Here is a 22,246-nt window from a genome sequence, read left to right as displayed (position 1 = left end):
GCCCGGCCCGCCTCGATGCCCGCCTCAGCGCCCCCTCAGCCCGCGATCGCCTCGTACAGGCTGAGGCTCGCCAGCGCGAGCATCACGCACGCGGCGACCTTGGTGATGAGCCGGAGCGGGACGTACTTCATGAGGGTGCGGCCGCCGAGGATGCCCAGGGCCGCCACCGACCACAGGGCCAGGACGGCACCGACGCCGACCGAGAGCGGGGCGTCGTAGCGGGCCGCGAGGTTGGCGGTCATGATCTGGGTCAGATCGCCGAACTCGGCAACCAGGATCATCATGAAGCCCGCCCCGGAGACCTTCCAGAAGCTCTGGTCGGCGGGCTTCTTCACTTCTTCCTCGTCGTCACCCTTACGGAACAGCAGCACGGCGGCGCCCGCCAGGAAGAGGACACCGACCACGCCCTGTACCCAGCGGTGCGGAAGCAGCGTCAGCACACTGCCCGCGGCGATGGCGAGCGCGACATGCACCAGGAAGGCGGCGGCCACGCCGGCGAAGACGTAGGAGGCGCGGTAGCGGGTGCCGAGCATCAGGCCGGCGAGGGCGGTCTTGTCGGGCAGTTCGGCGAGGAAGACGACGCCGAAGACGACGGCGGCGATGGTGAGACTGAACACGGGGTGGCATACCTCGATCGGTCGGGCCGCACCAAAGGGGCCCGGGAAAGGGGTCGCTTCGGCACGGCAGCGTCAAACACTGCGGCCGAAGGTCTCGCTGGCGCCGTACGGATGGCTGCGTACCGCGCTCCGGGCGCCGGCCCGCCACGTCGTCACAGCGCGCGAGGCGCGCTCCACCAGGGGCGGTGGTCGGGCGACGGGAGGGCATTGTGTCGACGGTCCGGCAGAGAGCTACTCCCCTTCTGCTGCCCCCGAGGGTACGCGGTGCAGCCGTCCGCGCGCGACCAGCTCCAGCACCACCGCACAGGCCGCCGCCTGCACCGCCAGCAGGGCGACCAGCACGAACAGCTGCACCGCACCGGCCTGTACGGGCGAGGCGCCGCCCAGCAGCATGCCGACGAACGCGCCGGGGAGTGTGACCAGTCCCACCGTCCGGGTCTGGTCGAGCCCCGGCAGCAGGGCGTCCGACGCGGCCGGGCGGGCGACCTCCATCCGCGCTTCCCGGTCCACCAGCCCCAGCGCGAGCCCCGCCTCGACCTCGCCGCGCCGGGTCTCCAGCTCGTCCAGCGCCCGCCGCCCGCCCAGCACGGTGGCGGTCAGCGCGCCGCCGATCAGGATGCCGGTGACGGGGATGAGGGTCAGTCCGCGCGGCGGGACCAGGCCGGTGAGCAGCAGCAGGGCGACGACCGGGGCGACGCCGGCGGCGATCGGCGCGGCGGCCCACCACCAGGTGCGGTTCTGGGTGATCCGGCGGCCGGCGGTCCGTACCGCCACCGTGAACATCAGCAGCAGGAAGCACAGCAGCCACGGGAGCGCATGCACCACCCAGCCGATGAGGTAGGAGACGGCGGCGAGTTGGGCGGCCGCGCGCAGCCCCGCGACGGCGATGGCGCGGGCGTGGCCGAGACGTGCCGCGGCGGCGAGGGCCACGGCGGCGGCGAGCAGGACGGCGAGGACGACCCCGAGGGTGGCGTTGACCGGCAGCAGCACGCGCTCACTGTAGGGGCGCGGCCAAGGGCGCGTGCGCGGGAGCGGTTCAACCGGAGTGCGGTTATGCATTTATGGTCTCCCGTCAGCTCTTGAACTGACGTGGGCATGTCGCCAGTCTGTTACCTGGTGCCCGTCCCATGGCAACCCCACGTCGTCACCATGGGCCGCACCACTTGGCAACTTCCCCCCACATACAGGGAGTTTCGATGGCAAAGGTCTACGCGCGTCGAGTTTCCATCGCCGCGGGTGCGGCCGCCGCTCTGGTCGGCACGCTGGTGTTCAGCGGCCAGTCCGCCCAGGCAGCGCCGCCCAGCCCCCCGGACGCGGCCACCGCACGGACGTATCTCGCCGACATCAAGGAGCAGGCCGAGGGCCCGCTGGACGGCTACAGCCGCGAGAAGTTCCCGCACTGGATCGACCAGGGCAAGAACTGCAACACCCGCGAGGTGGTCCTCAAGCGGGACGGCACGGACGTGCAGCAGGACAGCAGCTGTGCGGCCGTGAGCGGCAAGTGGGTCTCGCCGTACGACGGGGCGACCTGGACCAAGGCGGACGACCTCGACATCGACCACGTCGTACCGCTGGCCGAGGCGTGGAGGTCGGGCGCCGCGCAGTGGACCACCGCGCGCCGCCAGGAGCTGGCCAACGACCTCACCCACTCCCAACTGATCGCCGTCACCGACAACGTCAATCAGGAGAAGGGGGACAAGGACCCGGCGAAGTGGCTGCCGCCGAAGGACTCGTACCACTGCGAGTACGCCCGGATGTGGGTGTGGGTCAAGCATGAGTACGGCATGACCGCGGACTCCGCCGAGAAGGCCGCACTGAAGAAGATCCTGGACGGCTGCTGAGCCGTCGCCGCCGGGCCCGCCGGCCGGACACCACCGGCCGGCGGGCGCGCCGCCCCCCGCCTCCCGCGGCACCCGGTGTGCTTATCCTCTGACGACGACATGGGGAGGCACCGATGGCCGGACTGCGCTTGGGACCGCTGCTGCGGTACGTCGATGCCACCAGCGCGACGGTGTGGGTGGAGACCGACCGGCCGTGCGAGGTGCGGATCCGCTGCGAGGGCGGGGCACACGGCGCGGAACGCACCTGGCAGGTGGCCGGGCACCACTACGCGCTGGTCCCGGTGACCGGTCTGGCGCCCGGCAGCGAGACGCCCTACCAGGTCCTGCTGGACGAGGGGACGGTCTGGCCGCCGCCCGACAGCCCCTTCCCCGCGAGCACGATCCGCACCCTCCCCGCCTCCCCGGACCGGCCGCTGCACTTCGCCTTCGGCTCCTGCCGCTGGTCGGCGACGCCGGCGGACGCGTCGCACGACCCGGTCGGCCCGGACGCCCTGGACGCGCTCGCCGCCACCCTCGCCGCCGATCCCGGCCGGCAACGCCCGGACGTCCTGCTGCTGTTGGGCGACCAGGTCTACGCCGACCAGACCTCCGAGGCGACCGCCCGCGCGCTGGCCGCCCGCCGCGACCTCAGCGAACCGCCGTGGAAGCAGGTCGCCGACTACGAGGAATACACCCACCTCTACGACGAATCCTGGCTCGGCCCTCAGGTCCGCTGGCTGCTGTCCACGGTCCCCAGCTGCATGATCTTCGACGATCACGATGTGATCGACGACTGGAACACCTCGGCGGCCTGGCTGGCCCGGATGCGGGAGACGCCGTGGTGGCGCGAGCGGATCCTCGGCGGTCTGATGTCGTACTGGGTGCACCAGCACCTGGGCAACCTGTCGCCCGCGGAACTGGCCGCCGACGAGTTGTACGCCCGGGTACGGGCCGCCGACGACGGGACGGACCTGGTACGGGAGTTCGCGGCCGCCGCGGACAACGATCCGGCGGGCGTCCGCTGGAGCTACCGCCGGGATTTCGGCCGGGTACGCCTGGTCATGATCGACACCCGGGCCGGCCGGATCCTGGACGAGGGCGGCCGGGCCATGCTCGACAAGGCCGAGGGCGAATGGCTGCGGCAGGCGGTGCTGGAGCAGCGCGGCAGCTACGACCACCTGCTGCTCGGCAGTTCGCTGCCCTGGCTGCTGCCGCATCTCGTCCATGCCGCCGAGGGCTGGAACGCCGCGCTGTGCGCCGGTGAACGCGGCCCCCGCTGGGCCCGGCACAGCGAGTCCCTGCGCCAGCGTGCCGACCTGGAGCACTGGGCGGCCTTCCCCGAGTCGTTCACCGCGCTCACCGAACTGATCACCGAGGCGGGCTCCGGCGGGGACGCCCCGGCGACGGTCTGCGTGCTGTCGGGAGACGTGCACCACGCCTATGTGGCGGAGCCGCGCCGTCGTGGCGCCGGCCCGCATCCCGCGAGCCGGGTGCTCCAGTTGACCTGCTCGCCCGTCCACAACAGCATCCCCGGCATACTGCAGGCCGGATTCCGGTTCGGCTGGAGCCGGCCGGGCCGGTGGCTGGGGAAGCTGCTGGCCCGGCACGGGCGGCTGCCCCGGCCGCCGGTGAAGTGGCGGCGTACGGGCGGCCCGTGGTTCGGCAACCAGCTGATGACGCTGACGCTGGCGGGCCGTGCGGCGCGGCTCGCCCTGGACCAGGCCCGCCGGGAGAAGCAGGGCGGTGTCCGGCTCGTGACGGTCTGGCGCACGGAGGTGGCCGATGCCCCCCTTGCCGGGGAATCCGCCGCCGCGGACCGTCCGGTACCGGGAGCGAACCGGCCGAAGAGCGGATGAGGCGGGCGGCCCGGTATCCGGGACGGACCGGCGGTGTCCCGGGCCGGCCACAACGGGCGTCTTGCTTTGTGGTACCCGGGTGACGCGCCGGTATACAGGGCGGTGATGATAGGGCGCACGTTTGCCCGTCGCCCGTACCGGGCGGCCGCGCCCCGCACGCGCCGGCCGTCCGCCGCCCCAGGGAGCGCCCCTCTTGGCCGCCGAACGTCTCGCCGACCGCCACTCCCGGCCCGCCCTTGCCGTCGTGGGCGCCGGACCGCGCGGCACGAGCGTTCTGGAGCGGCTCTGCGCCTCGGCCGCCGAACTGGCCCCGGGCACCGGGCTGACCGTCCATGTCATCGACCCGGCCCCGCCCGGTGCCGGGCAGGTGTGGCGCACCGCCCAGCCGCCCGAGCTGCTGATGAACACGGTGGCGTCGCAGGTCACGCTGTTCACCGATGACAGCGTCGAGTGCGCCGGCCCGATACGCCCCGGGCCGAGCCTGTACGACTGGGAGGGGTGCGAGGTCGGCCCGGACGACTACCCGGGGCGGGCGCTGTACGGCCGCTATCTGGAGTGGGTCTTCCGCCGCACGGTGCGCACCGCTCCCCCGGACGTGACGGTCGTGACGCACCCGGCCCGTGCGGTGCGGCTGACCGAGGCGCCCGACGGTTCGCAGTCGCTGACCCTCGACGACGGCCGGACACTGCACGGCCTGGGGGCGGTGATCCTGGCCCAGGGCCATCTGCCGACCGCACCGGACGCCGAGCAGCAGCGGCTGGCCGCCTACGCCGCCGGGCACGGGCTGCACTATCTGCCCCCCGCCAACCCCGCCGACCTCTCCGCCGAGCTGGAGTCGCTGGCCCCGGGCCGCCCGGTGCTGCTGCGCGGCCTCGGCCTCAACTTCTTCGACCACATGGCACTGCTGACGACGGCCCGCGGCGGCCGGTTCGTCCGCGGCAGGGACGGTGCGCCGGTGTATCTGCCGTCCGGCCGTGAGCCGCGGCTCTACGCCGGCTCCCGGCGCGGCATCCCGTACCACGCGCGGGGCGACAACGCGAAGGGCGCCCACGGCCGCCATCTGCCGCTGGTGCTCACCCCGGAGGTGCGCGCGGCCTTCCGCACCCGCGCCGACTCCGGTGACCTGCCCGACTTCCTGGCGGAGGTCTGGCCCCTGGTGGCCAAGGAGGTGGAGGCGGTCTACTACGAGGCGCTGCTGGCGCGGCGCGGCGCGGGCAGCGCGGCGGTGCTCCGCTTCCGGGAGCGGTTCCTGGCCGGCGCGCACCGCGGCGCCGAAGAGGCGGCCGCCCTGGACGCCTTCGGGATCGCGCCGGACGCCCGCTGGGACTGGGACCGCCTCGCCCGGCCGCACACGGAGCAGTCGTTCGCCGGCCCCGCGGCCTTCCGCGAGTGGCTGCTGGGCCATCTGCGCACGGACGTCGCCCACGCCCGGCAGAACAATGTGTCCGGCCCGGTCAAGGCGGCCCTCGACGTCCTGCGGGATCTGCGCAACGAGCTGCGGCAGATCGTCGACCACGGCGGGCTGGCCGGCGTGTCCCGCCGCGACCACCTGGACCGCTGGTACACCCCGCTCAACGCCTTCCTGTCCATCGGGCCGCCGCGGCGCCGGATCGAGGAGATGGCCGCGCTGATCGAGGCGGGGGTGCTGGAGGTCGTCGGCCCGCGGATGGCGGTCCGGCCGGGCACCGCCGACGGCCGCGGGCCCGGTTTCACGGCCCATTCCCCGGAGGTGACGGGGTCCCAGGTGACGGCGGCGGCGCTGATCGAGGCGCGGCTGCCGGAGCCGGACCTGCGGCGCACCGGGGATGCGCTGCTGGCCCGGCTGCTGGCCGACGGCGGCTGCCGCCCGCACACGGTGGACGGCTACGAGACCGGCGGCCTCGATGTGTCGCCGAGCCCGTACCACCTGATCGAGGCCGACGGCCGGCGCCATCCGCGGCGGTTCGCGGTGGGTGTCCCGACGGAGGGCGTGCACTGGGTGACGGCAGCCGGGGCCCGACCGGGCGTGGGGTCGGTCACCCTCGCCGATACGGATGCGGTGGCACGGGCGGCGCTGCGGGTGGCGGTTGCCGGGGTACATACAGGTGCCGGTGCGGGCGGAGGCACGGTTCCGGCAGCACGATCGGCCGCTTCGAGCCAAAGGTCCCACATGGCAAGAGGTTGAACTTGCAAGTATTGGTTAGGTTTCCCTAACCTGTGCCTCCAGCGGTTACCCGTCCCCAAAAAGCCGTAGGAGCCCCCACCATGTCTGCATCCCTGGACTCGTTCCTCCAGAGAGCCACCCCGCACGTGCTCGCGCTCTTCCGCGTCGTCATCGGACTGCTCTTCGCCTGCCACGGCGCGTCCTCGCTCTTCGGTGTCCTCGGCGGCGCCATGGGGCAGGGCGGCACCATCCCCACCGGCAGCTGGCCGGGCTGGTACGCCGCCGTGATCCAGCTGGCCGGCGGTCTGCTGGTGATGCTCGGCCTGGGCACCCGCCCCGCGGCCCTGCTCAGCTCCGGTTCGATGGCGTACGCCTACTTCTCCATGCACCAGGGCAACGCGCTGTGGCCGATCCAGAACGGCGGCGAGGCGGCCGTGATGTTCTGCTGGGCCTTCCTGCTGGTCTTCGTCACCGGCCCCGGCTCCTGGGCACTCGACCGGGTCTTCTTCGGCGCGCGTACGGAGCCGACGGCGAAGGCCGCTCAGCAGGAGCCGTCCGCTGCCTGAGGCACCGGTTCCACCCGGATCCGGCACCTCCGCGGCCCCGCACACTTCCCCGGCGCCGCACCTCCCCCCTGGCCCGTACGGCATCCCCGCCGTACGGGCCTTGCCGCGTTCCCGGGCCGGCCGACCACCCGGTCACCCGGCCGGAGGCGGCCGAGGGCACAGGCGTACGCTGTATGGCTGAAGGGCCGCCCCTGCCGCACCGAGCGACGTCGCGGCGGGTTCGGACCGGGAGTAGGACGTTGCTGGAAAGCCTGGGGTCCCTCAGTGGCACCCCGTGGGTGTATGTGGTCGTCAGCTGCTCGATCGTGCTCGACGTCTTCGTCCCGATCCTGCCCAGCGGGATCCTGGTGATCGCCGCGGCCACCACCTCCGCCGGCGCCGGGAGCGCCGTGGACGCGGTCGGCCGCGTCGAGGTCGCCGCCTCCGTCCACGGCGGTGCCCCGCTGGCGCCGGTGTTCTCGCTGCTGCTGTGTGCCGCCACCGCCTCGGTGCTCGGCGACATGGTCGCCTACCGCCTCGCCTGGCGCGGCGGTGACCGCTTCGACCGCGCCATCGGCCGCTCCCGCCGGCTGACCGCGGCGCAGCGGCGACTCGGTACGGCGCTGACCCGGGGCGGCGGCATCGTCGTCGTCCTGGCCCGCTTCGCGCCCGCCGGACGGTCCGTGGTCAGCCTGGGCGCCGGCGTCGCCCACCGTACGGTCCGCGAGTTCCTGCCCTGGTCCGCACTGGCCGGCCTCGCCTGGGCCGCATACAGCGTGAGCCTCGGCTACTTCGGCGGCCAGTGGCTCGGCACGTCCTGGGTGAGCACCGCCCTCTCGGCCGTCGCCCTCTTCGCCGCCGGATCGGCCGCCGCGTATCTGATGCGCCGGCCGGAGCGGTCCGGGGCGCGCTGAACGGGTGGCCTGGCGGCCCGGTCTCGGCGCGGCCAACGATCCCGGAGATCCCGGCGGTTCTCGCGGTGCCGGCGGCGACCCCACTCCCCCGGCGAACGGCAGCTGGCGGCCCCGCCCCGAGACCGCCGAGGACCGGCCGGCCGTCCGCCGTATCCACCTCGCTGCGGGCGGCTGCGGGCCCGGACCGCTCGGACGGTGCCGTACGGGCGGGCGCCTCCGCGATCCGGAGTAAAATCGACCGTCACACCACGCCCCCCGTCTCCTGTGAGCCGTTCGCGCTCCCCGGACGCCGGACCGGGACCGCCTCCCTGGGCGGCACCCCTCGGCGGGGTCCGAACCACACACGCGAGGCACACTTCGGTGAACCAACCGCCGGTCGTCGAATGGACCGAGGCCGACGAGGCCCGTTGCGCCCGTTGGCGCTCCGAGAACGGCGCTCCGCCACCCCGCCGCATCGTCATCGCGGACGACCGGACGAAGGCCGACGACGCCTACAAACTCGCCTGCGAGGGCACCGCACTCCTGTGGCGCGGTGATTTCCACAACGCTCGCCAGCTGCTGACCGCGATGGCCCGCCGGATCGACCGCCGCCCCCGCAAGGCACCGCCCGCCGACGTCACCCAGGCGTTCCATCTGCACCGCGCCGCGCAGAATCAACGCGCCCGCATCCTGGGCATGCTGCTGGTCCCGCTCGACGCGTCCCTCGCCGTCCCGCTGCACCGTGCCCCGGACGTCCGCGAGGCCTGCGCCAGGGCGTACGGCCCCGCCGAGCCCGGCGGCGACGAGGCATCCGGGACCACCGGGGGTGCGGATCCGACCGCCTCCCTGGTCTCGCTGCGCGAGCTGCTCGGCCTCATCGGCGCCAACGAATGGCGCAGGAAGGGCGTGGAGATCCCGGCGCTCGGTGGCGACCGCATCCATCCGCACTACGGCGTCTTCTCCCCGGCCCGCGGCGAGTACGTCGACCTGGTGGCCGAGGCACCGCTGCCCTCCCAGGAGCTGGCGTTCGACATCGGCACCGGCACCGGCGTACTGGCCGCGGTGCTCGCCCGGCGCGGAGTGCGCCGGATCGTGGCCACCGACCAGGACCCGCGGGCGCTGGCCTGCGCCCGTGAGAACACCCAACGGCTGGGCGTCGCCGGACAGGTGGAGGTGGTCGAGGCCGATCTGTTCCCGGCCGGTCGCGCCCCGCTGGTCGTCTGCAACCCCCCGTGGGTGCCCGCGAAACCGACGTCCCCTGTGGAGCATGCGGTGTACGACCCGGGAAACCGGATGCTGCACGGCTTCCTGGGCGGCCTCGGGGACCATCTGACACCGGACGGCGAGGGCTGGCTGATCCTCTCCGACTTCGCGGAACACCTCGGCCTGCGTCCGCACGCCGCGCTCCTCGACGCCTTCGCCGCCTCCGGCCTGACGGTCCTCGGACGCCTCGACATCACCCCCCGCCATCCGCGCGCCCGCGACACCTCCGACCCGCTCCATGTGGCCCGCGCCGCCGAGGTCACGTCCCTGTGGCGGCTGGGTCTCGCGGCCGGGGGTACGGCCGACTCCCGCTGAGGCCGGGCGGGTTGGGGCCGAGCGGGTTGGGGCCGCGGTGGGACGGCGGCGCGGCCACCGGGCCGGGCCGGTGTGGACCGGGAGGCACGGCCGCGGGGCGGTGCCGTGTGGACCGGGAGACGCGGCCGCCGGGCAGTGCCGATCCGGACCGGGAGATGCGGCCGCCGACCCGGAGCGCAACCGCCCGATGCGCCTCCGGGTCAGGCACGATGGAGACATCATGGATCTCCGGTACCTCCTCTCCCGCGCCCGTGACCTCGCCGCTTCCGCCACGCCCGGCCGGCGCCGGCTGCTCGGCATCACCGGCCCGCCGGGGGCCGGGAAGTCCACCCTCGCCGCCCATCTCGTGGCCGACCTGGCCGGGCAGGCGGCGCTGGTGCCGATGGACGGCTTCCATCTCGCCGAGGCGGAGTTGCGCCGTTTGGGCCGCGGGGACCGCAAGGGCGCACCGGACACCTTCGACCCCGCGGGCTACGCGGCGCTCCTGGCCCGTCTGCGCTCCCCCGAACCGGACACCTCCGTCTACGCCCCGGCCTTCGACCGCCGTATCGAGGAGCCGGTCGCCGGCAGCATCCCCGTCGCACCCCACATTCCGCTCATCGTCACCGAGGGCAATTACCTCCTGCTCGAGTCCGCCCCCTGGTCGCGGATGCGCGCGCTGCTCGACGAGGTCTGGTACGTGGAGCTGGACGGCGCAGAGCGGATCCGGCGGCTGATCGACCGCCATGAGCGCTTCGGACGCCCGCGTGCCGACGCCGAGCGGTTCGTGCTCACCTCGGACGAGGCCAACGCCCGTGTCGTGGCGGCCACCCGCGAGCGCGCCGACCTCGTCATCCGCTTCACACCCGACGAGGCTCCGTCCCCCGAAGGCGCATAGGCCCCTGCTCCCGGCCTCCTTGCTGCTGCTCGTCGGCGAGCAGCCCGGCCACCGACAGGGCGCCCCAGCCCACGGACACCGCCACCGCCACCGCCCGGCGGCCGCGCCCCGGCAGCGTCGCGCCGAGCAGCGCGGCATCCCCCAAGTCGGCGGCGATCCGCACATATGCGGCGGTGCGCAGCGCCGGCCCTTCCGGAGCCAGCGCCAGCGCCAGCCCGCTCACCGCGTCCCGCCAGGCCAGCGGACGCAGCGAGATCCGGGTCGCCGGCGCGGTCCGCCCCGCGGCATCGACCAGCCCCGAGGGCCGCGCCAGCAGACCGGGCGCCGCGGCCACCGCCACCCCGTACGCCGCCGTGGCCACCCCGACCGCACGCAACAAAGAGACCTTCATCCACCGTCCGCCTTCCTCACTCACCGGTCGCCGGTCACACGAGCCCCGTCAGACTCGTTGTCCCCTCCAACTCCTTTCCGCGGCAACCCCCTTCCCAAACGACATCACAGGTGTCACCATGACACTATGAGTGTCATCGAGGGGGATGCATTGGGGGAGAGATTGAGCAGCGACAGCGTCATCGAGGGGGAGTCCATGTCCATGAGCACCATCGAGCGCGACAGCGACAGCCGTGGCCACGGCCACGGCGACAACGGCGACAACGGCGGAGCACCGGCGCCCGACGACGAGCTGCTGTACGGCGTCATCCGGCGCCTGTGGCCACTGCACCGCACGGTCGTGCGCGTGGTGGAACGCGAACTGTCCGGCACGGGCCTGACCGCCGGCGAACACGCACTACTGGACGCGCTGCACGCCGACGGTCCGCGGACCGTCCCGCAGTTGGCGCGCGCGATGGACCTCGACCGGCAGCCGGTGCAGCGCTGGGTGAACCACGCCGTCGAACTGGGCCTGGCGGTGACGGCACCCAACCCCGCCCACCGCCGCTCGTCGCTGATCCAGCTCACGAGCGAGGGCGCGGAGGCGATACGCGGGATCCGGACGTTCGAGACGGCGCAGCTGCGGCAGCGGCTGGCCGATCTACCCGCCGAGGACCTCCGCACCGCGCTGCACGTACTCGACCGACTCGGTGAGGAATTCCGGCACCTCGGGAACGGCTCACACGTTCCTCCGGAGGAACCCGACAGTCGCGGCAATACCGACGCCAGCCGCATCCAGCCCAGCTCACCCCATCCGACGCACAAAGGACGGCTCAGAGAATGACCCGCAGAATCACCGCCTGGTCCGAGATCGACAACGGCCTCGTGCCGGTCGAGGAGGGCGAACTCTTCTACGAGACGGCGGGCTCGGGCCCCGCGGTGGTACTGCTGCACGGCGCGATGCTCGACCAACACATGTGGGACGAGCAGTTCGCCTGGCTGGTGAACTCCGGCCTGCGCGCGATCCGTTACGACCTCCGCGGCCACGGCCTGTCCTCCACCGTGGCCGGTGACTACGCCCCTCACGACGACCTGTGCGCGCTTCTCGACGCCCTCGACGTGCCCCGCGCCGTCCTCGTCGGCCTCTCCCACGGCGCCCGGGTCGCGCTGGACACCGCCCTCGCCCACCCGGACCGGGTGGCGGCTCTCGCACTCGCCTCGCCCGGGATCAGCGGCCGCGCCTTCACCGACCCCTTCATCCTGGAGCACATCAAGGAGCAGGTGGCGGCGATCGGCGCACCGGACGGCGTGGAGCGCTATATCGAGCACTTCCTGCGGATGTGGGTGGACGGACCGCACCGCGAACCGTCCGCGGTGCACCCGGGATTCCGTGAGCGGATGCGCGCCTCGGCCGAGGCCAATGTGGAGGTGCACGGCGAGGGGACGGGGGGCGGGATGCCCCTTGAGGTCGGAGCCGCCGGGCGGCTGGGGGAAATCCGGGTACCGACGGTCGTGTGCGACGGCGATCTCGACGGCCGCGACATCTCCGCCAACGCCCATGCGATCGCGCTGTCCGTCCCCGGCGCCCACAGGGTCCGGGTACCGGGCGCGGGCCATATGGTCAATCTGGAGAACACCGCGCTCTTCGACCAGGAACTCCATACCTTTCTCTGCTCCCTGGACCTGTGACGGACGAGCCTCTCCCGCGGACGGCGCTCCCGCCCGTCCCCGGACCCGGACCACGGACCGCACCCCTCCCCCGCGGCGGTTAGAGTGGCTGGGCCGTGGTGCTCGGGAAGACCGGTGACGGACCTTGAGGTCCCAGTCCGGAGCGGCCCTCGCCACTGTGATCGGGGAGTTTCCACCCCTTCCGCAGACGCATGACGCCTCTGCGGCGCCACTGACCGCAGCCCGCGGCCGGGAAGGCGGGGCGGACGCGCGCACCCCAGCTCTTGAGGAGCAGGGAGGTACCCGCAAGCCAGGAGACCGGCCACGGCATTTCACGAACTGATCCACGAGGTGCTGGAGCGTGACCGCCGGATGGCCCTGTCCACCGATACCCCGAACACCCCTGCCTCCGGCGCCTTCCGCTGGCGCCGGCAGGACACCGTCCGCACCGCGGGCCTGATGGCCGTCATAGCCGGACTGCACGTCGTCGCCTTCGGCGTGCTCTTCCTGCTGGTGGTCCCGCACCACTACACCGTCGGCAGCCGGGTCTTCGGCGTCGGGCTGGGCATCACCGCGTACACCCTCGGCATGCGGCACGCCTTCGACGCCGACCACATCGCCGCCATCGACAACACCACCCGCAAGCTGATGGCCGACGGCAAGCGGCCGGTCTCGGTCGGCTTCTGGTTCGCGCTCGGCCACTCCAGCGTGGTCGTCGTGATGGCCGCCCTCGTGGCAGGCGGCGCGCAGCTCGCCGGCATCCTGCTCAACGACGAGTCCCGCATGCACCAGATCCTGGGCACGGTCGGGACCACCGTCTCGGGGTCGTTCCTCTACCTCATCGCCGCCCTCAACCTCATCGCGCTCTCCGGGATGTGGCGGGTCTTCCGCGAGATGCGCAGCGGCCGCTACGACGAGGCCGAGCTGGAGCGGCAACTCGACTCACGCGGCTTCATGAACCGCTTCCTGGGGCGGTTCACCCGCTCCGTCTCCCGCCCCGGCCAGATGTTCCCGCTCGGCTTCCTCTTCGGGATCGGCTTCGACACCGCGACCGAAGTGACCCTGATGGTGATGGCGGGCAGCGGCGCCGCGGCCGGTCTGCCCTGGTACGCGGTGCTGTGTCTGCCGCTGCTCTTCGCCGCCGGAATGAGCCTGTTCGACACCCTCGACGGCACCTTCATGAACTTCGCCTACCAGTGGGCGTTCTCCAACCCGGTGCGCAAGGTCTACTACAACCTCGCGATCACCGGCCTCTCGATCGCCGTCGCCTTCTTCATCGGCACGATCGAACTGGTGACGGTGCTGCACGACAAGCTCGCCCTCACCGACCCGCTGACCGGCTGGATATCCGGCCTCGACCTCGACAACGTCGGCTTCATCATCGTCGGCCTGTTCGTGGTCGTGTGGGCCGCGGCGCTGGCGTACTGGCGACTGTCGGGCGTCGAGAAGCGCTGGACGGAGCGGACCCGGCAAGCACAGCAGGCGGATCCGGGGTTTACGGCAGATCTGACAGGTACGGCAGCTACCGAGAAAGAGGTGCTCGACAAAGAGGTGCTCGACCCGAGTCCCGCAGCGGGGCAGGGGCCGAGCCTGTCCGATCCGGCCCCGCCCCGGTCTCCCCTCAGGTAGCCGACCCCGTCAGGTAGCCGACCCCGCCGCCGCCCCCGTCTCCAGGTCCGGCCCCCAGCGCTCCAGGGCCGCCGCCAGATCGAGCGGCAGCAGGCGGTCAGGCTGGTCCGGGCCGGGCCAGTCCTCGCGCGGCACCCGCCACATCACCTCGAACTCGTTGCCGTCCGGGTCCTTGGCGTACAGCGACTTGGCGACGAGATGGTCACTGGCTCCCAGCAGGGCGCCCCGCTCGTCGAGCCGGTCACGCGCCGCGACGAGTTCGCCGAGCGTGCCGACCTCCCAGGCGAGGTGGTAGAGCCCGACCCGTCCGGCTTCGGGCCCGGGGGCCCCGGGCCCCACCGTGAACAGCCCCAGGTCATGATCGTTGAGTGAGCCGGGAGCGCTGAGAAACGCGGCGCGCCCCGGCACTTCGACATCCACCGTCAGCCCGAGGGCCTCGGTGTAGAAGGCGACGGACCGCGCCACCTCACGTACGTAGAGCACCGCGTGGTTGAGACGTCGTACCGGCATGGTCCTGCTCTCCGCTCTTCCGCCGCGGCACCACCGTGGTGCCGCCGCACTCCCCGTTTCCGGCTCCGCTGTTCCTGCCTGTCCCGAGACGGCGCCTGTTCCTGCCGTGCCCGGGGCGGCACCCGTTCCTGCCCTCCCCGCCCGGTGTCACTTCCGGACCACCAGCATCACGCCCGCCACGACCACCCCCAGCACCAGCGCGGCCGCGCCGCGGGCCGGCCGGTGGACCCGCAGGCCGGGCAGGAAGCGGTCAACGGCCAAGCGGCCGGGCCCGGTCAGCGCCAGGGCCGCCGCACCGGCGGTCAGCAGCAGCTCGTACTCCACGCCCTTGGGCGCGAAGAAGCCCCCGCCCCACTTCACGGCCAGGGCATTGACCATCGTGCCGACGACCGCCGCGGCGGCGAGCGGGGTGAGCAGACCGGCCGCCAGCCCGAGCCCGCCGAGCGTCTCACTGAGACCGGCGACGACGGCCATCGTCCGGCCGGCCGGATAGCCGCTCATCGTGAAGAACTGCCCGGTCCCGTCGAGCCCCGGACCGCCGAACCAGCCGAACAGCTTCTGGGCGCCGTGAGCCGCCATGGTCAGCCCGAGCGCGAGCCGCAGCACCAGCAGCCCGGCGTCGTAGCCGTACGGAGCGGGTTTGTCGCGCATCGATACGCCGAGGCGGGAGGGCTCAAGAGTGCTGAGGGGGGACATCATCAGGAGCGCTCTTTCACAGGTCGAGGACCGGTCCGCGAACTCACGAACCAGTTACTTGAAACTTCAAGTCACTCTCGACGATACACAGCACCCCCCACGGCGAACAACAGCGCGCGGCAGCCTCGGGCGGCCCGCCGCACGCCATCCGCACGCCCGCCACACGCCCTCCCGGCTCAGGCCCGGTCCGGACTCAGGACGGGTCCTGGCTCAGGGCGGGTCCGGGCTCAGGACCGGTCCGGCGGTGCCGCCGACGGCCGCCCGAGGAACGCGGCGATCGCGCGGTCGAAGTGGGGCCGGGCCACCACCGGCCGCTGCGGGGCGGCGGTGGCCGTGCGCTGCGGTGCCAGGGCGGCGGCGACGGCCCGTTTGGCGGCCCGGATCGCCGCCGGCGGATGGTCGGCGATCCCGGCGGCGAGGCGGCCGACGTGCTCGGCGAGCCGGTCGTCGGGGACACAGTGGTCGGCGAGTCCGAGGGCCACCGCCGTACGGGCCTCGACCAGCCGGCCGGTGTAGAGCAGCTCCCGTGCCGTGCCCGGCCCGGCCAGGGCGACCAGCCGGGCGGCGAAGAGTGGGCTGGCGAGGATGCCGAGCCGGGCGATCGGCATCCCGATCCGTGCGGTGGCCGCCATGAGCCGCAGATCGCAGGCGAGGGCGAGCTGGCACCCCGCCCCCGCGGCGACCCCGCGGACCTCGGCGATCACCGGGACCGGACAGTCCTCGATCGCCGTGAACGCCGCTTCCATGTGGGCGAAGGACTCCTCGACACGGCCGGGGTCCGCCGCCACCCAGTCGGTCATGTCCGACCCGGCGCAGAAGGTGTCGCCCTGCCCGCGGATCACCAGCACCCGCAGCGACCGGCACGCCCCGAGCTCCCTGATCCGCCGGGCCAGGGCCGCCCAGGCCGCGCCGGGAAGGGCGTTGCGCCGGCCGCCGTCACCGATCCGGATCTCGCCGACGGCACCGGACCGGGCGATCCCGACGGCGGGTTCGAAGCCGGGCTCCGGCGGAACGTCGGGCCCCGGGGCCGCTTCGGGCCCCGGCGTCACCTCGGACTCCGGTGCCACTTCGGTCCTCGGGGTCGCTTCGGGCCCCGGGGTCACTTCGCGGCCTTCCGTGCGCGGAGCCCGGCCAGTTGCCCGGGGCCGGCCCCGAGGGCGGTCAGTACCTGTGCGGTGTGCTCACCGTGCCGGGGCGGCGGGGTGCGTACGGCCGCCGGGTGCTCGGACAGCTTGAGGGGCGAGGCGAGGGTACGGAGGGTGCCGGCGTCGGGGTGCTCGATCTCGGCGACCATGCCGCGGGCGACGACCTGGGGATGCCGCAGGGCCTGGTCGACGGTGTTGATCGGACCGACCGGTACCCCCTCCGCGGTGAGCTGTGCGGCCCACTCCTGGGCGCCGCGGGAAGCCAGCGCGCCCTCGATCAGCGGAAGCAGTTCCGTGCGGTGGCGGACCCGGTCGGGGTTGGTCGCGAACCGTGGGTCGTCGACGAGGGCGGCGAGTCCGATCGCGGTGGCGAAACGGCGCCACAAGCCGTCGTTCCCGGCGGCCACCATGAGAGGACCGTCGGCGGTGGGGAAGGCCTGGTAGGGCACGATCGCCGGATGCGCCGAGCCGTAGCGCCGCGGGACGTCGCCGGAGGCGAAGTAGCCGGCGGCCACATAACTCAGCCAGGCCACCTGGCCGTCCAGCAGCGAGACATCGACCCACTCGCCCCTGCCCGTGAGTTCACGACTGCGGAGGGCGGCGAGGATGCCGAGGGCGGCCCACATGCCGGCGGCGAGGTCGGCGGGGGACACCCCGAAGCGCACCGGCGGACCCGCGGGCTCGCCGGTCACGCTCATGACCCCGCTCACCGCCTGCGCGATCGCGTCATAGCCGGGCTCCTGCCGGTACGGCCCGGTCTGCCCGTAGCCGCTGATCGAGGCGTAGACGACGCCGGGGTTGGCGGCCCGGACGTCCTCGTACCCCAGGCCGAGGCGGGCCGCGGTGCCCGGCCGGAAGTTCTCCACGATCACATCGGCGGTGGCCGCCAGCTCGTGGATCAGGCCCCGGCACTCCGGGTCCTTGAGGTCGACGGCGATGCCGCGCTTGTTGCGGTTGACGCTGTGGAAGTACGCCGCGTCCTCGCCCTGGAAGGGGGGACCCCAGGACCGGGTGTCATCTCCGGAGACGGGGTCCTCGACCTTGATCACATCGGCGCCGAGATCGGCCAGCATCATGGTGCAGAACGGCCCGGACAGGATGCGGGACAGATCGAGGACCTTCAGACCGGTCAGCGTTCCCTCGTGGACGAGCCAGGGCCCGGGGTGTGGTGCGGGATGCATCGGGCCTCACGCCTCCGTTGCGGTGGGACGCGCCAACGGGCCGGCGGCCGAGCCCAGTTCGAGCAGGAGCTCCATGCAGATGGCGGTGGCGTCGAGGAAGTAGTCGACGCGCAGGTTCTCGTTCGGCGCGTGGTTGGCCTGGTCGGCATTGGCCAGCGGCAGGCCGACGCTGGGCAGCCCGAGGACCCCGGTGAAGACCCAGTCCGGAAGGGTGCCGCCGTAGGCGGGTATCAGCAGCGGGGGCCGCCCGGTGACCCGGGAGACGGCCGCTGCCACCCGCGGCGTGTAGGGATTGTCGATCGTGGTCCGGGAGGCCGGTGTGCCGCCGGTCTTGGTGACCGTCACCTCGGGGGCACGGTCCCGCAGATGGGCGGCCACCCGCTCGAAGACGGCCTGCGGATCCTGGCCCGGCGTCAGCCGGATGTCGATGCCCGCCTCCGCGGTGTCGGGGATGATCGTCCGGGCCACGTCACCCGTGCTGATCCCGTTGATCGTCAGCGTGGGGCGGTCCGCCAGGCGCTCGTAGAAGGACAGCCCGTCGAAGGCGGGGTCCATGCCGCTCAGCCCGATGTCCCCGAGGACCTGCGGCAGATCGAGCGGGAGCGCGGCGAACGCGGCACGGTCGGCGTCGGGCAGCGGTTCGCGGCCGTCCTCGAAGCCCTCGACGAGGACCCGGCCGGCCGGGTCCTTGAGGCAGGCCAGCGCCTGGACCAGCTGCCAGGCCGGATTGGCCGCGACATTGCCGAAGTTGCCGGAGTGCAGGGGACGGCTCGGGCCGGTCGCCCGCAGCCGGAGCCGGACCATGCCGCGCACCCCGTGCGAGACACACCATTCACCGGATTCGTGCACCGACCGGTCGCTCCAGACGACCAGGTCGCAGCCTTCGAACAGTTCCCGGTGTGCCCCCAGGGTGGCCGCCAGCGTGGGGCTGCCGATCTCCTCCTCGCCGTCCAGCAGCACCGTCACCGAGCAGGGCAGTTGGCCGGCGTACTCGTCGAACAGGCGCAGCGCCTGCAGATGCGCATAGTGCTGGCCCTTGTTGTCGCCGGTGCCGCGCCCCCAGATCCGCCCGTCCCGCAGGACCGGGGTGAAGGGGTCGGAGTTCCACCGCTCGCGCGGTCCGGCCGGCTGGACGTCGTAGTGGCCGTAGAGGAGGACGTGCGGCGACCCGGCAGGCCCGGCGCGGTGGCCGACCACCAGCGGCCGGCCACCGTCGCCGGTCAGCACCGACGCTGTCAGGCCCGCCCGCTCGACCTCGTTCCGCGCATGGTCGGTCGCGGCGGGGAAGCCCTCGCCGGTCGCGCTCACGCTGGGGTGGCTGACGTAGTCCATCAGTCCGGCGATGAGTGCGTCCTGGTGCTCGTGCACCAGGGCACGCGGGGCGCCGGGGAGCTGAGCGCGGATCGTCGCGGCGTCCGTCATGGAAATCACCTCGTTCTCTCGTGGGGGGGGAGCCGGCGGGCAGGGGCCCATTCGGCAGCAGCCGTTGACGGCTCGTCAGTAGTGCGTACGGGATTACGGCCGGCGGGTCAGCGCAGGGCGAGGAAGCGGCGGGCGGCCAGCAGGGCGGCGATGCTCAGGACGCCGGCCGCCATGATGTAGAAGCCGGGCGAGAGCTGGTTGCCGGTGCGGGCGATCAGCCAGGTGATGATCGCCGGGGCGAAGCCGCCGAAGGGCAGCACGCCGATGTTGTAGCTCAACGACAGGCCGGTGCTGCGGGTGGCCGTCGGGAACGCCTCGGACATCAAGGCGGGCAGCGCACCGAAGTAGCAGGCCTTCAACAGCCCGAGCAGCCCCATCACCACGCCCATGACCAGCAGCGACCGACTGCCCGACAGCAGCAGGAACAGCGGGCAGATGCTGAGCACCATCGCGGTCCCGGCGATGAGCATGATCGTGGTGCGGCCGATCCGGTCCGAGAGATGGCCGATCACTGGCGTCACAGTGGTCAGCACCACACCGGCGACCGCCGCACCGACATATCCCGCGGAGGACGGCAGCCCCAGGACCTTCTCGGCGTACGTCGGCATATAGACGATCACATACGTCACCGCGGTGGACATCACCATGGCGCCGACCATGAGCAGCACCGGCAGCTTCTGCCGTGCGAGCACCTGCCGGATCGGTGTCGTCGTGGCTTCTCCCGCGTCGACGGTCTCGGCGAATTCGGAGGTCTCCGGGAGCTGCCGGCGGATCACATACCCCACCGGGCCGATCAGCAGGCCGACGAGGAACGGAATGCGCCAGCCCCACGAATCCAGCTGTGCCGGGGAGAGATTCGTACTGAGCACGGTGCCGAAGGTCGCGGCCAGCAGCGTCGCCAGGCCCTGGGAGGCGAACTGCCAGCTCGCCATGTAGCCGCGCCGGTCCGACGACTGCTCGGACAGGAACGCGGTCGCACTGCCGAATTCACCGCCCGCCGAGAATCCCTGCAACAGCCGGGCCAGCAGAATCATGACCGGTGCGGCAATTCCGATGGACGCATAGGTGGGCATCACAGCGATCAGGAACGTGCCGACCATCATCAGCCGGATCGTCAGCAGCAGACCGGCCTTGCGTCCGGCCCGGTCCGCGTAGGGCCCCAGCACGAGTGCGCCCAACGGCCGGATCAGATACGAGATCCCGAATGTGCCGAAGGCGAGCATCAGGGACACCGTTGCGTCGCCGGTGGGAAAGAACGCCTTGGAGATCGAAACCGCGAAGAACCCATAAGTGGTCAGGTCGTACCACTCAAGCGTGTTTCCGGCGGTGGCCGCGAGCACGGCTCGCCTCGCCCGATTCCGGCTCAGGGGTTTCTCGGCAATCATCTGACCTGTCTCTCCAGCGGTCGTCATGAGTGTTACTCCCTCGAATCGAGCAGGCGAACTGTCGCGCAGGGTGGAAACGCCGATGGGTGAGTCCGAAGCAGTGGAAAGGGGCCTCGGGAGCTCGTTGAGCGATGACGCTAGAGGCCACCGAGCGTTCGCACCATCGCAACTTTTAGAACACCTGGTTGCCGAATAGGCAACGGAACGGCGAACGCGCGACTCAGGTCGCCGCCGGGACGTCCGGCCCGCACGTGATCCCATCGGAAACCCATCGGAGACCGCCAACACCGCGCCCCCAGTGACGGCGGAAGGCTGGATCATGCACGCCATCGCAATACACAGAACAATTCGTTGCCCGAAGAGCAATACCTTTCTATGCTGAGCGCATGCTGCACAGTCCGGCTCTTGAGTACTTCCTTGAGGTGGTTCGCACCGGCTCGGTGAATGAGGCATCCAGGCGACTCCTGGTCGCGGGCTCGGCCATCAGCCGGCAAATCGGCAAACTTGAGCAGGAAATCGGCGTCCCGCTGTTCGAGCGCCGGCCACGCGGAATGGTGCCCAGTGAGGCCGGTGCCCTTTTGGCGGCCTATGCGCACCGCGCCGCCCTGGAAACCGATCAGGTACTCGCGGAGATCCGCGGCCGGGGCCGGCTTGGGACCACGGTCCGGGTGGCGAGTTCACAGGGTGCCGCCCAGGAATTCCTTCCACACGCCATGGCCGCATTCCGCAAGGAGAATCCGGGGACCACCTTCCAATTGCCCGTGGTGAGCCCCTCAACGGCCACCCACATGGTCCAGGACGGCTCGGCCGATCTGGCCGTCACCTTCAGCCTCGCGCCCGCTCCCGATGTCCGCGTCATCCACGCCCAACGGGCCCCGATCCAGGCCATGGTCAGATCGGATCACCCGCTCGCGCAACGGGACGAAATCCATCTGCACGACCTGCTTCCCTATCCCGTCGCCCTCACCGAAGAAGGCACCACGAACCGCCGCCTCTTCGACCTCTGCTGCTCGACCGAGGGCATCAGCTTCGAACCCCTGCTGGTCAGTTCAAGCTCCAGCGCGCTGGCCAACTTCGTCAAAGAGGCGAATGCCGTTTCACTGATCGGCCACATCACCGTGCATGAAAGGCTGCGCAGAGAGGGGCTGAAGGCCATCGCCCTCCTCAACCCGGAAATGAAGCTGCGCACCATCCAGATCCAGGCCATGGCAGGCCGCCAACTTCCGGCCGTCGTGGACGCATTCGCCGACCACCTGATCCACCGGCTCTCGGAAATCGAGGTATAGGAACGGGGGCACGACCGCTCTCCCCCACGGCACAGCCGCCCACCGCCGCGCGAGCCCTACCGGACGGCCGCCGCCCGGACCATACGGGTCATCTTCCGCTCCGCCAGGAACGTCCCCAGCGGAACCCAGGTCGCCAGCACCACCAGGATCTTCGTCCCGGCAGACAGCCTGAGCCGGAACGAAAGACGGACGGCGGCGATCACGTACAGGAGCGCGAGGAAGCCGTTGCCCACAGGGATGACGGACAGCTCCGCATGCAGCACCCCGACGTACGCGGCCGCGTACGTCAGCAGAGTCAGCCCACCGCTGGCCCAGGCCGTGGCCCGGAACCCGAGCAGCGCGCCCCGCCCTACCGGCGCTCGGCCCACAGGCGGTACGGCGCCCTCCGGGGCGGACGACGCGCCCACCGCAGTCGCACGGGCACCCTCCCGCGGCAAGGAGGCGGACGCCGTGGCAGCCTCGGCCGTCCCGGGCCCACCCGAGCCGGTGGCGAGCACGGTCCGCCCCGGCCCACCCGCCGGCCCCGGAGCTTCCACCCGGCCCGGAGCCTCGACCGGGACGGCAGCGCCGACAGGGACTCCGGCATCGACCGGCCCCTGGCCCCCTGCCGGCCCGTGCCCCTCCAC

The 22,246-nt window shown here is 72.3% G+C and carries 21 protein-coding genes and 1 riboswitch; of the genes, 11 read left to right on the top strand and 10 right to left on the bottom strand.

Annotation, left to right across the window (positions count from 1 at the left end; translation table 11 throughout):
* Positions 1-35 precede the first annotated feature (35 nt).
* Together EST92_RS21580 and EST92_RS21575 are read right to left on the bottom strand one after the other, a co-directional pair.
* Positions 36-617: a TMEM165/GDT1 family protein gene (locus tag EST92_RS21580; RefSeq protein ID WP_129282494.1), complete on the bottom strand. Its 582-nt coding sequence runs from the start codon at positions 615-617 to the stop codon at positions 36-38.
* Between the two features lie 231 nt (positions 618-848).
* Positions 849-1,607 carry an ABC transporter permease gene (locus EST92_RS21575; protein WP_129282493.1) on the bottom strand — a complete coding sequence of 253 codons (759 nt, stop codon included), beginning with the start codon at positions 1,605-1,607 and terminating at the stop codon, positions 849-851.
* A 206-nt stretch (positions 1,608-1,813) separates the two neighbouring features.
* On the opposite strand from EST92_RS21575, the gene EST92_RS21570 reads away from it, so the two are divergent.
* The 7 genes from EST92_RS21570 (at position 1,814) to EST92_RS21535 (ending at position 10,329) form a co-directional block, all read left to right on the top strand.
* Positions 1,814-2,458 carry an HNH endonuclease family protein gene (locus EST92_RS21570; protein WP_129249019.1) on the top strand — a complete coding sequence of 215 codons (645 nt, stop codon included), beginning with the start codon at positions 1,814-1,816 and terminating at the stop codon, positions 2,456-2,458.
* Positions 2,459-2,571: 113 nt separating this feature from the next.
* Entirely contained in the window at positions 2,572-4,293 is a 1,722-nt protein-coding gene (locus EST92_RS21565) for an alkaline phosphatase D family protein (protein ID WP_129282492.1), read from the top strand.
* A 193-nt stretch (positions 4,294-4,486) separates the two neighbouring features.
* A complete protein-coding gene (locus tag EST92_RS21560) occupies positions 4,487-6,457 on the top strand; it encodes an FAD/NAD(P)-binding protein (protein ID WP_129282491.1) in 1,971 nt (656 codons plus the stop codon).
* 80 nt (positions 6,458-6,537) lie between these two features.
* Positions 6,538-7,002: a DoxX family protein gene (locus EST92_RS21555; RefSeq protein WP_129282490.1), complete on the top strand. Its 465-nt coding sequence runs from the start codon at positions 6,538-6,540 to the stop codon at positions 7,000-7,002.
* A 239-nt stretch (positions 7,003-7,241) separates the two neighbouring features.
* Positions 7,242-7,895 (top strand): VTT domain-containing protein, encoded by a 654-nt coding sequence (locus tag EST92_RS21550; RefSeq protein ID WP_174244089.1) that lies wholly within the window; start codon positions 7,242-7,244, stop codon positions 7,893-7,895.
* Positions 7,896-8,255: 360 nt separating this feature from the next.
* Positions 8,256-9,452 (top strand): class I SAM-dependent methyltransferase, encoded by a 1,197-nt coding sequence (locus tag EST92_RS21545; protein ID WP_129282489.1) that lies wholly within the window; start codon positions 8,256-8,258, stop codon positions 9,450-9,452.
* Positions 9,453-9,672: 220 nt separating this feature from the next.
* Positions 9,673-10,329 carry a nucleoside/nucleotide kinase family protein gene (locus EST92_RS21535; RefSeq protein WP_129282488.1) on the top strand — a complete coding sequence of 219 codons (657 nt, stop codon included), beginning with the start codon at positions 9,673-9,675 and terminating at the stop codon, positions 10,327-10,329.
* Here EST92_RS21535 and EST92_RS21530 read toward each other — a convergent pair.
* Positions 10,292-10,720, bottom strand: a complete 429-nt coding sequence (locus EST92_RS21530) for a hypothetical protein (protein WP_129282487.1) — start codon at positions 10,718-10,720, stop codon at positions 10,292-10,294. The two genes, EST92_RS21535 and EST92_RS21530, sit on opposite strands and share 38 nt — an antisense overlap.
* Positions 10,721-10,846: 126 nt before the next feature.
* Between EST92_RS21530 and EST92_RS21525 the strand changes: the two genes are divergently transcribed.
* The 3 genes from EST92_RS21525 to EST92_RS21515 all read left to right on the top strand — a co-directional run bounded on the left by EST92_RS21525 (position 10,847) and on the right by EST92_RS21515 (position 13,995).
* A complete protein-coding gene (locus tag EST92_RS21525; protein ID WP_254068943.1) occupies positions 10,847-11,542 on the top strand; it encodes a MarR family transcriptional regulator in 696 nt (231 codons plus the stop codon).
* Positions 11,539-12,387 carry an alpha/beta hydrolase gene (locus tag EST92_RS21520; RefSeq protein WP_129282486.1) on the top strand — a complete coding sequence of 283 codons (849 nt, stop codon included), beginning with the start codon at positions 11,539-11,541 and terminating at the stop codon, positions 12,385-12,387. The genes EST92_RS21525 and EST92_RS21520 overlap by 4 nt, the downstream gene beginning before the upstream one ends.
* Before the next feature lie 79 nt (positions 12,388-12,466).
* A riboswitch (cobalamin riboswitch) is annotated at positions 12,467-12,708 on the top strand.
* A gap of 30 nt (positions 12,709-12,738) precedes the next feature.
* Positions 12,739-13,995, top strand: a complete 1,257-nt coding sequence (locus tag EST92_RS21515; RefSeq protein ID WP_254068945.1) for a HoxN/HupN/NixA family nickel/cobalt transporter — start codon at positions 12,739-12,741, stop codon at positions 13,993-13,995.
* 9 nt (positions 13,996-14,004) lie between these two features.
* Here the strand turns inward: EST92_RS21515 and EST92_RS21510 are convergent, their stop codons facing one another.
* The 6 genes from EST92_RS21510 to EST92_RS21485 form a co-directional block, all read right to left on the bottom strand.
* Positions 14,005-14,505, bottom strand: coding sequence for a VOC family protein (locus EST92_RS21510; RefSeq protein WP_129282485.1), 501 nt, complete (start codon positions 14,503-14,505; stop codon positions 14,005-14,007).
* 147 nt (positions 14,506-14,652) lie between these two features.
* Positions 14,653-15,156, bottom strand: a complete 504-nt coding sequence (locus tag EST92_RS21505) for a DoxX family protein (RefSeq protein ID WP_254068944.1) — start codon at positions 15,154-15,156, stop codon at positions 14,653-14,655.
* A gap of 272 nt (positions 15,157-15,428) precedes the next feature.
* Entirely contained in the window at positions 15,429-16,268 is an 840-nt protein-coding gene (locus tag EST92_RS21500; RefSeq protein WP_254068942.1) for an enoyl-CoA hydratase/isomerase family protein, read from the bottom strand.
* A gap of 32 nt (positions 16,269-16,300) precedes the next feature.
* Positions 16,301-17,527, bottom strand: a complete 1,227-nt coding sequence (locus EST92_RS21495; protein ID WP_129282483.1) for a CoA transferase — start codon at positions 17,525-17,527, stop codon at positions 16,301-16,303.
* 6 nt (positions 17,528-17,533) lie between these two features.
* Positions 17,534-18,949 (bottom strand): M20/M25/M40 family metallo-hydrolase, encoded by a 1,416-nt coding sequence (locus tag EST92_RS21490; protein ID WP_129282482.1) that lies wholly within the window; start codon positions 18,947-18,949, stop codon positions 17,534-17,536.
* Positions 18,950-19,056: 107 nt separating this feature from the next.
* Positions 19,057-20,361, bottom strand: a complete 1,305-nt coding sequence (locus EST92_RS21485; RefSeq protein WP_254068941.1) for an MFS transporter — start codon at positions 20,359-20,361, stop codon at positions 19,057-19,059.
* A gap of 359 nt (positions 20,362-20,720) precedes the next feature.
* Between EST92_RS21485 and EST92_RS21480 the strand changes: the two genes are divergently transcribed.
* The gene (locus tag EST92_RS21480; protein ID WP_129282481.1) at positions 20,721-21,620 is read left to right on the top strand and encodes a LysR family transcriptional regulator; all 900 of its coding nucleotides are present in this window, start codon (positions 20,721-20,723) and stop codon (positions 21,618-21,620) included.
* A gap of 56 nt (positions 21,621-21,676) precedes the next feature.
* Here the strand turns inward: EST92_RS21480 and EST92_RS31375 are convergent, their stop codons facing one another.
* Positions 21,677-21,988 carry a DUF3817 domain-containing protein gene (locus EST92_RS31375; protein ID WP_161981756.1) on the bottom strand — a complete coding sequence of 104 codons (312 nt, stop codon included), beginning with the start codon at positions 21,986-21,988 and terminating at the stop codon, positions 21,677-21,679.
* Positions 21,989-22,246: the final 258 nt, after the last annotated feature.

It is taken from the genome of Streptomyces sp. TM32, from assembly GCF_004122755.1.
Taxonomy (GTDB): Bacteria; Actinomycetota; Actinomycetes; order Streptomycetales; family Streptomycetaceae; genus Streptomyces; species Streptomyces sioyaensis.
The sequence above is the reverse complement of the archived record's forward strand: the minus strand, read 5'-3'. Positions and strand labels throughout refer to the sequence as shown.

Excerpts from the sequence above, each read along its gene's own strand:
- EST92_RS21525 (WP_254068943.1), top strand. The coding sequence starts at position 10,847 with ATGAGTGTCATCGAGGGGGATGCATTGGGGGAGAGATTGAGCAGCGAC.
- EST92_RS21555 (WP_129282490.1), top strand. The coding sequence starts at position 6,538 with ATGTCTGCATCCCTGGACTCGTTCCTCCAGAGAGCCACCCCGCACGTG.
- EST92_RS21510 (WP_129282485.1), bottom strand. The coding sequence starts at position 14,505 with ATGCCGGTACGACGTCTCAACCACGCGGTGCTCTACGTACGTGAGGTG.
- EST92_RS21535 (WP_129282488.1), top strand. The coding sequence starts at position 9,673 with ATGGATCTCCGGTACCTCCTCTCCCGCGCCCGTGACCTCGCCGCTTCC.
- EST92_RS21520 (WP_129282486.1), top strand. The coding sequence starts at position 11,539 with ATGACCCGCAGAATCACCGCCTGGTCCGAGATCGACAACGGCCTCGTG.
- EST92_RS21515 (WP_254068945.1), top strand. The coding sequence starts at position 12,739 with ATGGCCCTGTCCACCGATACCCCGAACACCCCTGCCTCCGGCGCCTTC.
- EST92_RS21565 (WP_129282492.1), top strand. The coding sequence starts at position 2,572 with ATGGCCGGACTGCGCTTGGGACCGCTGCTGCGGTACGTCGATGCCACC.
- EST92_RS21505 (WP_254068944.1), bottom strand. The coding sequence starts at position 15,156 with ATGCGCGACAAACCCGCTCCGTACGGCTACGACGCCGGGCTGCTGGTG.
- EST92_RS21490 (WP_129282482.1), bottom strand. The coding sequence starts at position 18,949 with ATGACGGACGCCGCGACGATCCGCGCTCAGCTCCCCGGCGCCCCGCGT.
- EST92_RS21485 (WP_254068941.1), bottom strand. The coding sequence starts at position 20,361 with ATGACGACCGCTGGAGAGACAGGTCAGATGATTGCCGAGAAACCCCTG.
- EST92_RS21480 (WP_129282481.1), top strand. The coding sequence starts at position 20,721 with ATGCTGCACAGTCCGGCTCTTGAGTACTTCCTTGAGGTGGTTCGCACC.
- EST92_RS21495 (WP_129282483.1), bottom strand. The coding sequence starts at position 17,527 with ATGCATCCCGCACCACACCCCGGGCCCTGGCTCGTCCACGAGGGAACG.
- EST92_RS21570 (WP_129249019.1), top strand. The coding sequence starts at position 1,814 with ATGGCAAAGGTCTACGCGCGTCGAGTTTCCATCGCCGCGGGTGCGGCC.
- EST92_RS21530 (WP_129282487.1), bottom strand. The coding sequence starts at position 10,720 with ATGAAGGTCTCTTTGTTGCGTGCGGTCGGGGTGGCCACGGCGGCGTAC.